Here is a 15,391-nt window from a genome sequence, read left to right on the forward strand (position 1 = left end):
GGTCCTGACTTCCGTGCAAGGGACATTCCCCGCATTGGAGGGGAACGATGGGCCGGGCTCCCCCTGCGCGCCCGGTCTGAATGCCGACGCCGGGCGACGGCGAGATCGGCCCCGGGCGCAAGTGTACAGCCCTTCTTCCCGCCTTGAGCGCCCCCTCCACCATGGGCATCTTTCCGGACCCGCAGGCTTGCCAGCGACCGCCGCTCGGCGTACTTTGGGTGCTTCCCTTGCAGGAGGCTTCATGGATATTGCGCCTCCCGGCTCCGACCCCCCGGTCAGCCCCCGGCCCTTGGCCGAAACCGCGCCCTCGCCCGGGCCGGCACCCTCCCTGCGCCATTTTCCTGCCCTGGCGCTCAGCTTCGGCGTGGGCGCGGTGCTGGTGCTGTGGACCGTCATCGCCCTTGGTCTGGCTTCCCTGGAGCGCAGCGAGAAGGCCAGCGCCCACAGGGTGCTCGCCAATCTGGCCCGTTCCTTCGAGGGCCACGTGGAGCGCTCCCTGGACAATATCGACCAGATTCTCGCCGCCGTCGCCCTCTCCGTGGCGCGCGAGGGCTTTCCGGAAGATCTCGGCGACATCGTCGGTGACCGTGTCGGTGGTGACCCGCTCTTCCACGAGCTTGCGGTTGCAGACACCCGGGGGCGCATCCGGGTGCGCAGCGGTAGCGGATCCGGCGACTCCGTGGAGGGGCAGTCCTTTTTCGCCCGGCAGCGGGAGCGACCGGACGGCGGCCTCCTGGTGAGCGAGCCGGTGGCGGGCACGGCGTCGGGCCGGATTTCCCTCTTGCTTTCCCATCGCGTGAGTGGGGGTGACGGCAATTTTGGCGGCGTCGTGGTCGCCTCCGTGGCGCCCGAGTACTTCACCCGCTTCTATTCCAGCTTCGATCTGGGTGCGGGGGGCAGCGTCTCCCTGGTGAGCCTGGACGGCAGGGTCCGTGCCCGCCACGTCCGCCCTGCCGCCGGCGAGGTTTCCGTCCGGCACGACGAAACCCTCGCCCCCGCCACCCTGCGGGAGGTGCTCCAACGCAACCCCCAGGGCACCCTGCAAGGCCCCAGTCCGGTGGACGGCGTCAGCCGCCTGTACGCCTATCGTGTCATGGAGCGCTATCCCTTTGCCGTGGTGGTCGGCATGGGTGAGGACCACGCCCTGGCCGATCTGGCGATCCGGCGCATGGAGTGGACCGGGCTGGGGGCCGCCGTCAGCCTCGTCATCCTGGGGCTCACCGCCGTGCTTTACCGCCGTTCGCTGCGCCTGCGCGAAGCCGAGGAGCGCACCCGCGCCGCCCTGGAGCAGGTTCGCCTGAGCGCCAAGGTATTCGAGGAAAGCAGCGACGGCATCATGATCTGCGACGGCGAAAACCGCATCCTCACGGTCAATCGGGCCTTCTCGACCATCACCGGCTACGGGGTGGAAGAAGTCATCGGACGCAACCCCCGCTTCCTGGGGTCCGGCGCAACTCCCCGCGAAACCTACCAGGAAATGTGGTGCAGCCTGCGGGAGAGCGGTTCCTGGCATGGGGAGGTGGTCAATCGCCGCAAGGACGGGGAGAAGTATCCGGAATGGCTCTCCGTCTGCGAAGTACGCGACAGCAAGGGCACCCTCACCCACCATATCGGCATCTTCTCCGACGCCACGGCCCACAAGTTCGACGGCCGGCGCCTGCACTTCCTGGTGCATTACGACACCCTGACCGAACTGCCCAATCGCCTCCTGCTGGGGGACCGCCTCAGTCAGGCCGTGGCAGGCGCGCGCCGCACCGGCAAGAGCGTCGCCGTGCTGTTCATCGACCTGGACAATTTCAAGCCGGTCAACGATACCTATGGCCACGAAACCGGTGACCGGCTACTCAAGGCCGTGGCTTCCCGGCTCCATTCGGTCATCCGGGAAACCGACACCCTGGCCCGCCTGGGGGGTGACGAGTTCGTCCTGGTCATGCCCGAACTGGATTTCGACGGCCACGCCGAGGTGGTGGCGGAGAAATGCCGTACCGTATTCGACGCCCCCTTCGTCATCGCCGGCAATGAAATCCGCGCCGCGGCGAGCATCGGGATCGCCCGCTATCCCCTGGATGGCACGGAGCCGCAAACGCTGCTCGAAGCGGCCGACCGCGCCATGTACGCCGCCAAGGAAGCCGAGAAGGGGGCCGCCCGGGCGCTGTCGCGCCGGACGCACTGAGCGCCTGGCGCCTGAATCGCCGCTCAGACCGCCGGATTCGGCGCGTCCAGCACCAATTCCCGGGGCTGCGGACCGTTCTGGAGAAGCGCCTGCACCTGCTCCCGCACCAGGGGACGGTGGAAAAGGTAGCCCTGGCCGACCCGTCCGCCCATGGCCACCAGGGCCTTGGCCTGACGGGAGGTCTCGATGCCTTCGATGACCACTTCCATGCCCAGGCCGCCGGCCATGCCCAGGACGGCCCGTACGATGGCTTCCGAATTGGCGTCGCCGGGAATGCGATTGACGAAGCTGCGGTCGATCTTGAGGTTGGCGATGGGGAATTTGGTCAGATAGGTGAGGGACGAATAACCGGTGCCGAAATCGTCCAGGGACCATTCGATCCCGGCGCCCGCCAGGCGATGCAGCATCGACTTGGAGATGCGCTTTTCGTTGAGGATCAGACTTTCGGTGATTTCGAGTTCCAGGCGGGGGCGCGGACGCCCCGCGGTGGCGAGGGCCGCCACCAGGTCGTCGACGAAGCCTTCTTCGTCCAGTTGGCGACCCGAAACGTTGATGGCCAGGCGCGGGGGGTCCAGACCGGCGTCGCGCCACACGGCCCAGTCCTGGCAGGCGCGATTCATGATCTGGCGCCCCAGGGCGACGATGAGACCCGAATCCTCCGCCACCTGGATGAAGTGCCCCGGGGGCAGTACTCCCCGCTCGGGATGCTGCCAGCGCACCAGGGCCTCGAGGCCGACGATCTTGCCGCTCAGGATTTCCACCTGGGGCTGGTACATGAGGAAAAACTCTTCCTGCTCGATGCCGCGGCGCAGGTCGCTTTCCAGGGCCAGGCGGCGGTTGGCGTGGTCGAGCAGGTCCGAGGTGTAGATGCAGTAGTCGTTCTTGCCCGCCGCCTTGGCCTGGTACATGGCGATGTCGGCGAAGCGCAGCAGATCGGCAAGATCGACGGTCTGTTCCGGAAATAGCGCGATGCCCGCGCTGACCCCGATGTGGAGCGTGTGCTCGCCCAGGGGGTAGGGTTCCGCCAGTTTGTCGATCAGTTTGGTCACCACCTCCACCGCGTCCCGCAAGGCGCGGATGTTTTCCAGGATGACGGTGAATTCGTCTCCCCCCAGGCGACAGACCAGGTCGCCCTTGCGCACCAGGGTCGCGAAACGTACCCCTACGGCATGCAGAAGTTGATCGCCCACCTGATGCCCCAGGGTGTCGTTCACCACCTTGAAGTCGTCCAGGTCCAGGTAGACCAGGGCGATGTTGCTCTTGAGGCGCCGGGCACGCTCCGCTGCCCGGGGCAGTTCCTTGTGGAAGTAGACGCGGTTGGCCAGGCCGGTGACTGAATCGTAGTGGGCCAGATGGTCGAGAAGTTTTTCGGTGCGCGCCCGTTCCCGCAGTTCGTTGTCCAGGTGGGCGGTCTTCTGCTGCAAGGAATCCAGCATGTCGTTGAAGGTCCGCGCCAGATCGGCAATTTCCTGGGGGCCTGTGAGACTGGCCCGCTTGTCCAGGTCCGGCCTGCCCGAAAGCTCACTAGCCAGGGCAGCGAGGTCCGCGATGGGTCGGGCCAGCCACTCCCCGGCCTTGGCCAGGGCGGCCCGCATGGCGACGATGGCCAGGAGGGTCAGGACCGCCAGACTGCCCAACAGGATGAACAGGTAGCGATACAGCGTGCCGAAGGCGACGTCGACATAAAGGATGCCGGAAAACCCCTTGCGCCCTTCGATCAGCCGTGCAACGCGCAGGGAGTCCAGACCCACGTGGCGCTCGCTGGGCAGGGGCGCCTCGATCGGAAGCGCCGTGTCGCCCGCGGAGGGGCGGCGCAGGACCGCCAGGGGCTCTCCGTTCCGCCCATACACCGCAGCCACGCGCAGATCCCGCATTTCTCCCCAGCGCTGCAGCACCCCCTCGAGGGGCTGGGGATGATCGGACTCGGCCGCGGCCACCAGGAGTTCGCCCAGGCTTCCGACCTGCTCCTCGAAGCTGTCCACCTGGACGCTGCGCAGGTAGTAGAAGGCAAAACCGGCCACCGCCACGGCAGCCAGCAGAACCACGGTCACCACCGCCGGGAAGGCCATGCCGACGATCTGCGCCGGAATCGAGACCGGCGGCGATTGATCGCGGGGCTTCACGCAGGTCCCCGGTCGGCCCGGGAGCAGGGCACCGAGGAATCCAGGCGTGCGGTGCGGCGGGGATGAAGCCCCAAGCCCGCGGGGAAAAAGCCCCTGCCGGGAGGAATATGACGCGTCGTCATCTTGTATTGTCCCCTGGCTCCCGCAGCCTGCCCGCTGCGGAATGTCCAAGCTGTCATGCCATTTGTTGTTGTACCGGCAGCATACACCCGGTGGGGCGGCAAGACACGGGCGCCCTCATGGTTTTCCCGCTTTTGGCGGTCCGGACTCTGGGCGTTCCCTGAAATCCAGGCTCGTCGTGCAGGCCACGGGGGCTGCGCGGGCCCTCAGTCGAAGTAGCTGCGCGCCGCCTCGTAGCGCTGGGCGTAGTAACGGTCGCTCATGCGGTCCACGCGCACGCGGCCGTTGCGGGCCGGGGCATGGACGAAGCGACCATCGCCGATATAGATGCCGACGTGGGAACGGGGGCGGTTGAGGGTGTTGAAGAACACCAGGTCGCCCGGCTTGAGGGCTTCGCGCTCGACGGCCCGGCCCCCCTCGGCGATGTCGGCGGCGCTGCCGGTCACCCGCAGGCCGGCGGCCCGGTCGTAGACGTAGCTCACCATGCCGCTGCAATCGAGGCCGGCGTCCGGATTCTTGCCGCCAAAGCGGTAGCCGGTGTCGATCAGCCCCAGGGCGAAGAGCACCACGTCGGAGCCCCGATCGGCCTGCCGGGCGGGGGCGAGGGCGGTGGGTCCGGGGTCCGGACTGCGGGCTGCTTCGGGGGGGGCGGTACCGCAGGCGGTCAAGGCTGCCGCCACAATCAGGCCGGACAGACTTGGGCGCAAAGGGCCGCACTGAAGTGAAGGCATTTTCTAGAAAACACACGTAATGCCCCGTTTTATATGAAAATTTCTTCTAAATCAAGCCGGCCTGAAATTACAGGCGTGTGCAGAGCTGCGCGAATCCCGGATACGCGGCGGGGGTCAGCGCCACCTTGCGGGCCGCCCCCTTCTGGGATTCGCCCCGTACCAGGGCATCGACGAAGGCGTCCCGGTCGCTGACCCAGTTGCCGCCGAGGAAGGTGACGCCGCGGGCGAAGAGGGCGTCCGGCAGGCAGCCGGCGGAGGGGCCGATGAGGGCCAGGCGGCGGGCGTTGCGGCAGTGGCCGAGCATGACGTCGAGGGTGTCGTTCAGGAGGACGGTGCTGGTGGAGAGCACTTTGCTGCAGGCGGCGAGTTCGGAGGCGTCCAGGGTCACCCGGTAACCGTCCTTGTCGCCGGCCAGGTCTGCCCGCAGTTCGACCACTGTGAGGGAGGCGCCGCTTTCCAGCACCCGGCCGAGCAGGGGCTTGAAGAAGCCGATCATGCCAATGCGCTCCCCCGCCTGGGGGTCCAGTTCGCCGATGGAATCGGCACTCACCGGCGGCACATAGTCGGCCCGGTCGAAGAGGCAGCGGGTGAGGGCGTTGGCGGCGGCGAAGCCGAGGGTCTTGTCGAGCCCCGTGCCGGTGGCGTAGCGGCGGGCCAGGGCGAGCGGATCGCTGCCGGCCAGACCGAGGCCGTCGCCGGCGGCACGCAGGCGGGCCAGGGTGTCGTCCAGCAGCACGTAGGAGAGGCCGATGGCGCCGTCGTCCAGCTCCAGGGCGCAGAACTCGCCGCGGTTGTCGAGGTTGGCACCGGGGTCCGGCGGAAGATGCAGGGCACGGATGCGGGGGAGAGGCCCTTGCGCGGCGAACTGTTCCAGTTGGGCAAGGGTGTCGGCGGCGAAGCTCATGAGGAATCCTTGGGTTTGTACTCGCCCCGGTGCAGGGCCGCGCGGACGGCCTCCGACGCAGTCTCGGCGGAAACGGTGCCGGCCTTGTTCTCCGGGGAGCGCAGGGCGCCGGGGAAGTACATGGCGGTGAGGCTCTTGGAATGGACCGGGGAGCCCACATCGGAATTGCCGTAGCGGCGCCAGTCGCGGACCCAGTAGATGTTGTCGGCGACTTCCAGGAGGCCGATGGTCTCCCGGTCGCCGATGAGGATGCCCTGCACGCGCAGCCCGAGATCGGCCTTGCAGGCGTCCAGCCGGGCCGCCACCTCGCCGGTGGCGCCGAACTCGCCGTCGGAGGCGATGAGCAGGTCGGCCAGTTGCCAGCGAGTGTCTTCCAGCTTGGCGATGGCCTTTTCCAGGGGGCCGCAGATGTCGGTGCCGCCGCGGAAGGCCTGGCCGAGGAAGCGCATCAGGCGCTCGATGCCGCCGGCGTCCACCGCCAGCTCCAGTTCCACGACTTCATCGGGGCCGCCGAAGGCGAAGACGTGGCAGGCCCGCTTCTGGGAGTGGGCGGTGCGCACCGCCTCCAGCACCGTGGCCTTGGCCACCGCCTCGGCGCCCCCCTGCATGGAGCCGGAGGTATCGACGCAGATGAGGATCGGCCCCATCTCCAGGCGCTTGTCGGGCTGGGGTTCCGGGTTGGGGCGCCAGACCAGGGCTTCGTGGAAGAGCACTTCCTGCATGCGGTCGTCGTCTTCGTAGCAGAGCAGGGTACGTTCGGCGCGGCGGGCGTGCCATACCAGGCGCAGGCGCGGGTGGCCGAGGAGGACCGATTCCGCCGGCAGCATACGGGCGATGCGGTCGGAGCGGACGATGGCCCGCGTCTCGCCGGGCAGGTCGGGCACCCGCACGGTGCGGCTCTCCGGACGCTGGGCGATGGCCTGTTCCATGACCTGGACGGTGGCCTGGCTGGCCTCGTCCAGCATGTCGATCTGGCGGGCGCGGCCGAGGCGGCGAATGATGGCGGCCAGCTCCGGCAGGCGCTCCAGGAGTTTGCGGATGCGCATCACGTCCTGCCAGCCTTCGGAGCGCAAGAGGCCGCGGATGAGATCCCAGCGGGTGTGCTTGCCGCCATCCGGCAACAGGCCGAAGACCTCCTTCAGCTCGTCCATTTCGTCGCAACGTTCCTGCCAGTCCGCGGCGAAGGCGGCGAGGGCCGTGGCGCGGGCTTCTGCCGCCGTGGAGCCGCGATCCTGGTAATCGACGATGAAGTCGAGGTGGAAGAGGAGGCTCATCAGCACCGTGTCGGCCAGTTCCTGCTGGCCCTCGCAGTAGCCGGCCAGTTCCAGGTCGGCCATGGTGGCGGCCAGACTGCCCACCAGGTCGGGGCCTGGCCAGGGCCAGTCGGCGGCCGGCGGCAGGACGCCGTCCATCAGGGCGCGGCGCAGGCCGGCGAGCGCCTCGAGGCGCGGTTCGAGGGTGCCTTCGGCATTGGTCAGGCCGCCCAGCCAGAGGTTGCGCGCCAGGGCGTCGAGAGCCGCGAGGCGCGCCTCCTGGGCTTCGAACAGGAGGGGGCGGGCGGCTTCCGGTTTCACGGGGTGTCGAGGGGTTCGACAGCGACTGGCTCGGGTGTCTGGCCGTCGTCCTCGGGCAGTCGTGGCAGAGACTCGAAGCCAACGCGGGCGGCCAGGGCCCGCTCCCGTAGCCCGGCGATGGCTTCGGCGGTGGCGGCGAGATGGCCGTCCACCCGCTCGGCCAGGGCGTCGTCCAGCCACAGGCTGCCGGCCCGGTAGGCGGCCAGGTCGCCGCGCTGGGCGGCGAGTTCGGCGACATAGGTGGCGATGCGGGCCAGGAGATCGTCGATCTGGGCGGTACGGGCGCCGATGTGGCAGGCGCCGTAGCGGCGCTTGCGGGCGTAGGTCATGCGCAGGGCCGCGGAACCGCCCTTGGCGTCGCCGATCTGGTCGGCCACTTGCTCGGCGGAGAAGCGCAGGCGGCCGGATTCGTCGTAGTCGAGGTCATTGGCCTGGAGTTCGGCGTCGAGCTGGGCCTGGAAGGCCTCCACCACCCGGGTCAGGCGCGGGGGCGAGAAGGCCTCGCGCACGCCGAGGCGGTTCTGCAACCAGGCGGCGACGTTTTCCTGGCGGGGGGCGTCGGGGGCCGTGATCCAGGGCAGCAGGAGCAAGTCCCACAGGCCGACGGCAGCGCGACCTTCGCTCGCCGCGGCGACCCGCAGCAGGGCAACGATTTTGACCCAGCGGCGGTCGGAGACGTAGACCTGATCCGCCACGAACTGGGCTCGCAGGTCGGCCAGGGTGGCGATGACGACTTCCGGCAAGGACACCGCCGCCGCGGCGGCGGCCAGGGCGACGATGTCCTCGGCGGCCAGGGTGTCCTCCCGGGCCGGTGCCTTCCAGGCGGAGGCCGTATCGGTGCGCAGCAGGGCGGCAAAGGCGGCCGGGCTCACCGAATCGACCGGGATGCGGGTGAGGAAGCGGTCGAAGAAGGCCTCCGCCACTTCGTCCTCGGGCACCTCGTTGGTGGCACCGATGGCGGTGATGAGGGGGCAGCGCTGGCGGCCGGCGCCGTTGTCGAATTCCCGCTCGTTGAGCAGCGTCAGGAGGGCGTTGAGGATGGCGCTGTTGGCCTTGAACACCTCGTCGATGAAGGCCACCGAGGCGTCGGGCAGGAAGCCCGCCGTATGGCGCTCGTAGCGGTCTTCTTCCAGGGCCTTGATGGAGAGGGGGCCGAACAGTTCTTCGGGCACCGAGAAGCGGGTGAGCAGGCGTTCAAAATAGCGGGCGTCGCGGAAGATGGCGTGCAGGCGGCGAGCCAGCTCGCTCTTGGCGGTGCCCGGCGGGCCGATGAGCAGGCTGTGTTCGCCGGCCAGCGCCGTGAGCAGGCAGAGGCGAACGATGGGCCGGCGCTCGACGAGGCCGGCCTCCAGGATGCGCAGCAGGGCGGGGAGGCGGGAACGCAGGGTGGTCAGGGGGAGGGCGACTTGATCCATGGGGATATCCTACTGGCGAAGTCGGGATTAGGCTTTGATCGATCTGAAAGCCAGGGAAAGTCCCTCGGCTTTTTACCCACCGCCACGCTGGGTCGCCCTATCGACCGCCTCCACCAGGGCCCTGGCATCGGCGGCATTGCCCGCAAGAACGCTCACCACGACTTCCATGCGGGCGAGGTTCAGGGCACCGAGGCAGAGCGGCGCGATGGGGGTGAAGGCGAAGCGCAGGCGCGCCGCCTCGCCGGCTAACTCTGCCCAGCCTGCCCCCGCAATGACGGCACCGGGAAAGGCGGTACTGAGGGAAGAGACAAATTCGGCCGGCGTCGCGGTCATCGTCCGCCGGGAGTCGCCGCTCCAGGGGAGGGCCAATCAGCCCCCGGCGACGGGAGGCCAGACCGCAAGAACCTCGCCGTCCTTGAGGACGCGCCCGGCCCGGTCGTCTGGCGCCACGTAGGCGCCGTCGATCAGAACCAGATGGGTGAGTTTCGCCGGCAGGGCGAAGCTGTCCAGGGCCTGCTGGACAGTACTGCCCTCGGCGATGTCGATCTCGGCCTTGTTACCCACCCGCGGGGCGGGCAGGTAATCGGTCAGGGTCGCGTAGAGCTTCAGCGTGATGCGCATGAGGGAGGAATCAGGCGCTCACCATGTCGGCCCGGGCGTTCTGATGGATGCCGAGATACGCTTCCATGAAGCGGGTCGGGGAGTGTTTCAGAACGTCCTTCCAGTGACCGAGCTTGGTCCGCGACTGGATGAGCCCCCGCAGGCAGCCCACATGCTGGGTAATGCCGACGCTGGTGGCGCCCACCAGAACATCGTCCTTGAATTGCAGGCTGATGTAGTGGGAGTGTTCCTCGTCGCAGTGCTCCACGCTGTCGCCGCCCTCCATGCCCCACCATTGCCCGAAAGAGGTCGAGATGAGACCCAGGGTGGCCAGCACGTTGATGGGCAGCACACCGGGCAGGAGGGCATTGCCCCCGGCCATGTTGACGGCCGCGACGCGGGCCTGATCGGCCGCGTTGGGCTGGATGGCGGACACCAGAGGCTCGCCGGAGAAGAAGTCGCGGCCTTCGGCCACGTCGCCCGCGGCGAAGACGCCCTCGACATTGGTGCGCATGCCGTCGTCGACGCGGATCCCGCGGCCCTGCTGAATCGGGGTGCCTTGCAGGAAATCGAGGTTGGGGACCACGCCGGCGGCGACGATGACTACGTCGCAGGGCAGCACTTCGCCTGTGGTGAGGGTCACCGCCAGGGGGGCGTCTCCGGTGCCGTCGTCGATGCTCTTGACGCCTGCGGAGGTGCGCACGCGGATGCCCTTCTTCTCGACCCACTTCGAAATCATGTTGCCGGCCTTGGCGGTCATCATGCGGGGCACCATGCGGTCACCCATTTCGACGATGGTGAGTTCGACGCCGCGGGCGGCCAGGGCTTCCATGATGATGCAGCCGATGAAGCCGGCACCCAATTGCAGGACGCGGCTGCCCGGCTTGGTCAGGGCGGCGATGGCTCGGGCATCGGTCATGGTCCAGCAGTTCTGGACCTGGGGCCGCTTGATGCCGGGAATGGGGGGCTGAAAAGGCCGCGAACCGGTGGCGATGAGCAGCCGGTCGTAGGTCTCGCTGGCTCCGTCGGCGTAGTGCACGGTGCGGGCATCGGTATCCAGACGCACGACCTTGCCGGCACGCTCGGTAATGCCGAGGCTGGCGAAATGGTCGGAACTCTTGCGCAGGTACATGCCCGGCTCGCCGATATTGCCTTCCAGGTAGTAGGGAATGGCCATGCGGGAATAGGGCGGCAGGCCTTCACTGCCCACCATGACGATCTCGCCGGCCTTGTCGGTGCGGCGCAGGGTTTCGGCGGCGACCACGCCGGCCGGCCCGTTTCCGAGAATGAGATATTTCATTGTTGTCCTCGCTCGACTTCAAGACGAGGACGCCCGCCTCGCGGCGGGCGCCCTGATGACCCGATCCGCTGCCAGCATAGCGCAAGCGGAGGCGGGCGGGGTTGGCGTTACAGGCCCAGTCGCGCCCGGGTTTCGGCGGTGGGCACACCCTCGGCGTCCCAGCCGCGCACCTGGTAGTACAGGGGCAGCATCTTGTCGATGCCGCTGACGACACCCTTGGCCGGACCGGTCTTGCACGGCTCAGTCTTGAGCCGCTTGGGCAGGTCGTCGTCCTTGCGGGTGAAGCCGGCCTTGAGGTTGTACAGGCGCTCCAGGTTGTAGATACGCTCTCCCATGACGGTCATCTTCTCCATCGACCAGTCGCCGTCGCAGGCGGCCTGGACCTGGGGCTGCACGTCGGCCACCGACCAGGCGAAGGAGGTGAAGAGGCAGATGCCAGCGGAGTCGAAGACCGTGGTGGCATCCTGGAAGGCCTTGACCAGCTCGGGCTTGCCTTCGGTGGCGGTGGGTTCAGTCTTGACCGGGATGCCCAGCACTTCGGAAGCCACGGTGTAGCCCCGCACGTGGCAGGCGCCGCGGTTGGAGGTGGCGTAGTTGAGGCCGATACCCTGGATGCCGCGACCGTCGTAGGCGGGGAATTCCAGGCCCTTGACGCTCATGGTCAGGTCGGGATGACCATACTTGGCGGTCACCCGCTTGGAACCCTGGCCGAGAATCTTGCCGAAGCCTTCGCCGCGGGCGGTGATTTCAGCCAGGTAGGCCAGGGCCTGGGCGGAACCGAAGGGGGAATCCATTCCCAGTTCTTCCTTGGTGATGACGCCCATTTCGTAGAGTTCCATCACCGCACCGACGGTGGCGCCGAAGGTGATGGGGTCCATGCCGTCCTCGTTGCACAGCATGTTGGCGTACTGGAGGGCTTCCAGGTCACCGACGCCGTTGGCGGCGCCCAGCGCCCAGGCGGCCTCGTATTCCAGGCCACCGGACGCACCCCAGTACTGCGGCTTGTTCTCGACCGTGAAGTGGCCCTTGTCCAACTGCGATACCCGGCCGCAAGCGATGGTGCAGCCGAAGCAGGCCTGGTTGGTGACCAGATGCTTCTTGCCGTCGGTGGGGCGTACTTCGTGCATGGCCTCGGCGGAAATCTTGGAGGCTTCCTCGAACTGCACGTCGCGGTGGTTGCGGGTGGGCAGGGCGCCGATTTCGTTGATCACGTTCATCAGCACCTGGGTGCCGTAGGTGGGCAGGCCCTGGCCGGTGACGGCGTTGTCCTTGAGCACCTTCTTGCCAGCGTCGGCGGCCTGCTTGAAGGCCGGGTAATCCTTGATACCCGAAACCCCCTTGGTGCCGCGCAGGGCGACGGCCTTGAGGTTCTTGGACCCCATCACGGCGCCGACGCCGGAACGGCCGGCGGCCCGGTGCAGGTCATTGACGATGCAGGAGAAGAGCACCAGATTCTCGCCGGCGCGGCCGATGGACGACACGCGGATTTGCGGATCCTGGTGGGCCGTCTTGATCATTTCCTCGGTTTCCCAGCAGGTCTTGCCCCACAGGTGGGAAGCGTCGCGCAGTTCGGCGGTGTCGTTCTCGACGTAAAGGTAGACGGGCTTGGGGGACTTGCCTTCGAAAATGATCATGTCCCAACCGGCGAACTTCATTTCGGCGCCGAAGAAGCCGCCAGAATTGGAGCAGGCGATGGCGTTGGTCAGCGGTCCCTTGGTGATGACCGTGTAGCGGCCGCCGGTGGAGGCCATGGTGCCGGTCAGCGGGCCGGTGGCCATGATCATCTTGTTTTCGGGCGAGAGGGGATCGACGGTGGGGTCGGTTTCCTCGTACAGATACTTGGTGCCGAGGCCCCGGGAGCCGAGATATTCGTCGGCCCACTTCATGTTCAGGGGTTCGGGGGTGCAGGTTCCGGCCGTCAGATTGACGCGGAGGATTTTTCTGTTCCAGCTCATGCTTGTTCTCCTTAGGCAGCGGCGGGAAGGGACTTGGCAGCCCACGCGCGCATGCGGTCGAGGCCGGTGCCTTCCGAGTCGATATAGGTGATGGCGCCGGTGGGGCAGGCCTTGGCGCACTCCGGGTCGCCGCCGCACAAGTCACACTTCTGCACCTTGCCCACATCAGCCATGTAGTTAACCGTACCGAAGGGGCAGGCAATGGTGCACACCTTGCAGCCGACACAGGTGGCTTCCTTCACGACCTTGGCGCCGGTGGCGGAATCGAGGACGATGGCCTCGACCGGGCAAGAATGCATGCACCAGGCGTCGGAACACTGCGTACAGGTGTAGGGAACCTTGCGGCCCTCGTGTTCGAAATTGAAAACCTTGATGCGGGACTTGGAGGGATTGACGACTCCCGTGTGCTCGAATGAGCAGGCCATCTCGCACTGCAGACAACCCGTACACTTGACGGGGTCAATGTGAAGCGACTTTTGCATGACGTCTCCTCGACAGTATTGTTCGGAACGCTTATCGGAAACCGCGGGAGACGGTTCACGGAGAACGCGGCCGCGGTTTGGGACAAAACGGGGGTGCAAAAATTATGCCCCAAATTTGCCGGCGCAAGCGAACAATCGCTCCTTTTCTTGCAAATTGCGCTCGGCCGCAGTTTTCCCCCAGTGACGACGCCGTCGGGAGCCCCGGAACACGGGGAGCAAAATGCTCAACCCTGGAGCAGCTGTCAATTTTCGCAGCACCTCCGACAGCCCTCAATCCCATGAGCCCATCAGGGTTTCAAGTCGCAATTTCGAAACACGCCGCGCCCCCGGCGGGACAACCTCTGCATATAAGTGCATAGGCAACAGCAGTTTTCGGTCCTGATCGGGGATCAGCCCCGAATTACACCAGGAGCACTTTCAGGCCGGCGAGAACCAGCAAGGTGTAGCCCGCCGCCACGGCATCGTCGGCCATGACGCCGAAGCCATTCTTGACGTGTTGGTCGAAATACCTGGCCGGCTGGGGCTTGACGATGTCGAAGAAGCGAAAGAGGGCGAAGGCCGCGACCTGCCACAGGAACCCGGCCGGCGTCAGCAGCAGCACGATCCAGAAGGGGACGATCTCGTCCCAGACGATGCTGCCGTGGTCGGGGTCACCGAGGCTGCGGCCGGCGGTGTCGATGGCCCAGAAACCGACCGCGTAGGCGATTGCGAAAGCGATCCCCAGTTGCAGTTCGCTGAAAAAGGGGCGAAAGAGGGCAAAACTGAGCCAGGCGAAGAGCGTACCGACGGTCCCCGGTGCCCACTGCGAAAGACCGCTGCCGCAGCCACAGGCAATGAAGTGGGCGGGGTGGGCAAAGAGGAAGCGCAGGCTGGGGGGCGCGTCGGCCATGGCTCAGAGCCTGTGAATTTTTCGGGCGCGCCCGAGTGGGCGCGGCTGGGCATGACGAGCGGGGGTGAATGAAATTTTCACAGGCTCTCAGACACCCGGAAAGTGGTCGTAGCCCTGGCGGTCGAAGGCGATGGCCTGGCCGTCCGGATCGTAGACGGTCACGCTGCCGGCCGGGCCGGCCTGCATTTCGCCGATGCACCACAAGGGAAGCTCCAGGTCGGCGGCGATCTTGCCAATGGCGAGTCTTTGCTCGGTCGGGGCGGTAAAGCACAGTTCGTAGTCGTCGCCGCCCGCCAGTTGAGCATCCAGGGCCAGGGCCCGGGGGATGGCCTCCGGCGTGGCCCCTTTGGGTAGGTGGGGGAGCTGGACGAGGCGCACCGCGGCGGCCAGGCCGGAACGCTCGGCGATGTGGCCAAGGTCGGCCAGCAGGCCGTCGGAAACGTCGATGGCGGCGTTGGCGATGCCGCACAGGGCGAGGCCGAGGCGCACCCGGGGTTGGGGCTTCTCCAGGGCGGCGAGGCACAGCCGGCGCCAGGGTTCTGGGAGGTCCACCCCGCCCTGCAGGTGGGCGAGGCCGAGGCCGGCGAGGCCCGGGCGACCGGACACCCAGATGTCGTCGTGAAGCCGGGCGCCATCCCGGCGCAGGGCTTGGCCGGGCGCCACCTCGCCGATGGCGGTGATGCAGAGATTCAGCGGCCCGCGGGTGGTATCGCCGCCCACCACATCGACGCCGAAGGCGCCGGCACAGGCGAAGAAACCCTCGGCGAAGGCCGCAATCCAGGCCTCGTCGGCAGCGGGCAGGCTGCCGGCCAGGGTCGCCCAGCGGGGTGTCGCCCCCATGGCGGCGAGGTCGGAGATGTTCACTGCCAGGGCCTTCCAGCCCAGGTTGCGGGGGTCGGTATCAGGGAAGAAGTGGGTGCCGGCCACCAGCATGTCGGTGGTGACGGCCAGTTCCATCCCCGGGGTCGGGGCCAGCAGGGCGCAGTCGTCACCGGGGCCGAGGACGGCCCCCGGCGTGGGTCGCGTGAAGTAGCGATCGATGAGGGCGAATTCGGACACGCCGTCGCCTTCAGCGCCCGGGAGTTTTTCGGGCGCGCCCGAGCGGGCGCAACCGGGTAGGGCGAG

At 67.4% G+C, this 15,391-nt stretch carries 13 protein-coding genes; 1 reads left to right on the forward strand and 12 read right to left on the reverse strand.

All coding sequences use genetic code 11. The annotated features are described in order from the left end of the window. The first annotated feature begins 241 nt into the window (after window positions 1–241). Window positions 242–2,173: a diguanylate cyclase gene (locus IPM73_17250; GenBank protein MBK8919732.1), complete on the forward strand. Its 1,932-nt coding sequence runs from the start codon at window positions 242–244 to the stop codon at window positions 2,171–2,173. Window positions 2,174–2,196: 23 nt separating this feature from the next. On the opposite strand, the gene IPM73_17255 is transcribed toward IPM73_17250, so the two are convergent. From IPM73_17255 to thiL, 12 genes are all read right to left on the reverse strand, one after another. Further along, the gene (locus tag IPM73_17255; GenBank protein ID MBK8919733.1) at window positions 2,197–4,296 is read right to left on the reverse strand and encodes an EAL domain-containing protein; all 2,100 of its coding nucleotides are present in this window, start codon (window positions 4,294–4,296) and stop codon (window positions 2,197–2,199) included. Window positions 4,297–4,622: 326 nt separating this feature from the next. After that, complete coding sequence (locus tag IPM73_17260; protein ID MBK8919734.1) at window positions 4,623–5,147, reverse strand: C40 family peptidase; 525 nt, start codon at window positions 5,145–5,147, stop codon at window positions 4,623–4,625. Window positions 5,148–5,214: 67 nt separating this feature from the next. After that, window positions 5,215–6,051, reverse strand: coding sequence for a hypothetical protein (locus IPM73_17265; protein ID MBK8919735.1), 837 nt, complete (start codon window positions 6,049–6,051; stop codon window positions 5,215–5,217). After that, on the reverse strand, window positions 6,048–7,625 hold the full coding sequence (locus IPM73_17270) for a VWA domain-containing protein (protein ID MBK8919736.1): 1,578 nt from the start codon (window positions 7,623–7,625) through the stop codon (window positions 6,048–6,050). The genes IPM73_17265 and IPM73_17270 overlap by 4 nt, the downstream gene beginning before the upstream one ends. After that, on the reverse strand, window positions 7,622–9,040 hold the full coding sequence (locus IPM73_17275; GenBank protein MBK8919737.1) for an AAA family ATPase: 1,419 nt from the start codon (window positions 9,038–9,040) through the stop codon (window positions 7,622–7,624). The genes IPM73_17270 and IPM73_17275 overlap by 4 nt, the downstream gene beginning before the upstream one ends. Before the next feature lie 72 nt (window positions 9,041–9,112). After that, entirely contained in the window at window positions 9,113–9,409 is a 297-nt protein-coding gene (locus tag IPM73_17280) for a hypothetical protein (protein MBK8919738.1), read from the reverse strand. Beyond that, on the reverse strand, window positions 9,410–9,661 hold the full coding sequence (locus IPM73_17285; protein ID MBK8919739.1) for a MoaD/ThiS family protein: 252 nt from the start codon (window positions 9,659–9,661) through the stop codon (window positions 9,410–9,412). It abuts the gene before it with no gap. 10 nt (window positions 9,662–9,671) lie between these two features. Then, window positions 9,672–10,940, reverse strand: coding sequence for an NAD(P)/FAD-dependent oxidoreductase (locus IPM73_17290; protein ID MBK8919740.1), 1,269 nt, complete (start codon window positions 10,938–10,940; stop codon window positions 9,672–9,674). 107 nt (window positions 10,941–11,047) lie between these two features. After that, window positions 11,048–12,895, reverse strand: coding sequence for an aldehyde ferredoxin oxidoreductase family protein (locus tag IPM73_17295; GenBank protein MBK8919741.1), 1,848 nt, complete (start codon window positions 12,893–12,895; stop codon window positions 11,048–11,050). A gap of 11 nt (window positions 12,896–12,906) precedes the next feature. Further along, window positions 12,907–13,377, reverse strand: coding sequence for a 4Fe-4S dicluster domain-containing protein (locus tag IPM73_17300; GenBank protein ID MBK8919742.1), 471 nt, complete (start codon window positions 13,375–13,377; stop codon window positions 12,907–12,909). 400 nt (window positions 13,378–13,777) lie between these two features. Next, a complete protein-coding gene (locus IPM73_17305) occupies window positions 13,778–14,266 on the reverse strand; it encodes a phosphatidylglycerophosphatase A (GenBank protein ID MBK8919743.1) in 489 nt (162 codons plus the stop codon). Between the two features lie 87 nt (window positions 14,267–14,353). Then, entirely contained in the window at window positions 14,354–15,325 is a 972-nt protein-coding gene (gene thiL / locus IPM73_17310; protein ID MBK8919744.1) for a thiamine-phosphate kinase, read from the reverse strand. Between the last annotated feature and the right edge of the window lie 66 nt (window positions 15,326–15,391).

The sequence above is a fragment of the Betaproteobacteria bacterium genome (genome assembly GCA_016720065.1).
Lineage (GTDB): Bacteria > Pseudomonadota > Gammaproteobacteria > Burkholderiales > Rhodocyclaceae > SSSZ01.

What these genes read in the sequence shown, in the direction of transcription:
- IPM73_17295 (MBK8919741.1), bottom strand. Translation starts at nt 12,895, where the DNA reads ATGAGCTGGAACAGAAAAATCCTCCGCGTCAATCTGACGGCCGGAACC.
- IPM73_17250 (MBK8919732.1), top strand. Translation starts at nt 242, where the DNA reads ATGGATATTGCGCCTCCCGGCTCCGACCCCCCGGTCAGCCCCCGGCCC.
- IPM73_17260 (MBK8919734.1), bottom strand. Translation starts at nt 5,147, where the DNA reads ATGCCTTCACTTCAGTGCGGCCCTTTGCGCCCAAGTCTGTCCGGCCTG.
- IPM73_17290 (MBK8919740.1), bottom strand. Translation starts at nt 10,940, where the DNA reads ATGAAATATCTCATTCTCGGAAACGGGCCGGCCGGCGTGGTCGCCGCC.
- IPM73_17275 (MBK8919737.1), bottom strand. Translation starts at nt 9,040, where the DNA reads ATGGATCAAGTCGCCCTCCCCCTGACCACCCTGCGTTCCCGCCTCCCC.
- IPM73_17300 (MBK8919742.1), bottom strand. Translation starts at nt 13,377, where the DNA reads ATGCAAAAGTCGCTTCACATTGACCCCGTCAAGTGTACGGGTTGTCTG.
- IPM73_17305 (MBK8919743.1), bottom strand. Translation starts at nt 14,266, where the DNA reads ATGGCCGACGCGCCCCCCAGCCTGCGCTTCCTCTTTGCCCACCCCGCC.
- IPM73_17285 (MBK8919739.1), bottom strand. Translation starts at nt 9,661, where the DNA reads ATGCGCATCACGCTGAAGCTCTACGCGACCCTGACCGATTACCTGCCC.
- IPM73_17265 (MBK8919735.1), bottom strand. Translation starts at nt 6,051, where the DNA reads ATGAGCTTCGCCGCCGACACCCTTGCCCAACTGGAACAGTTCGCCGCG.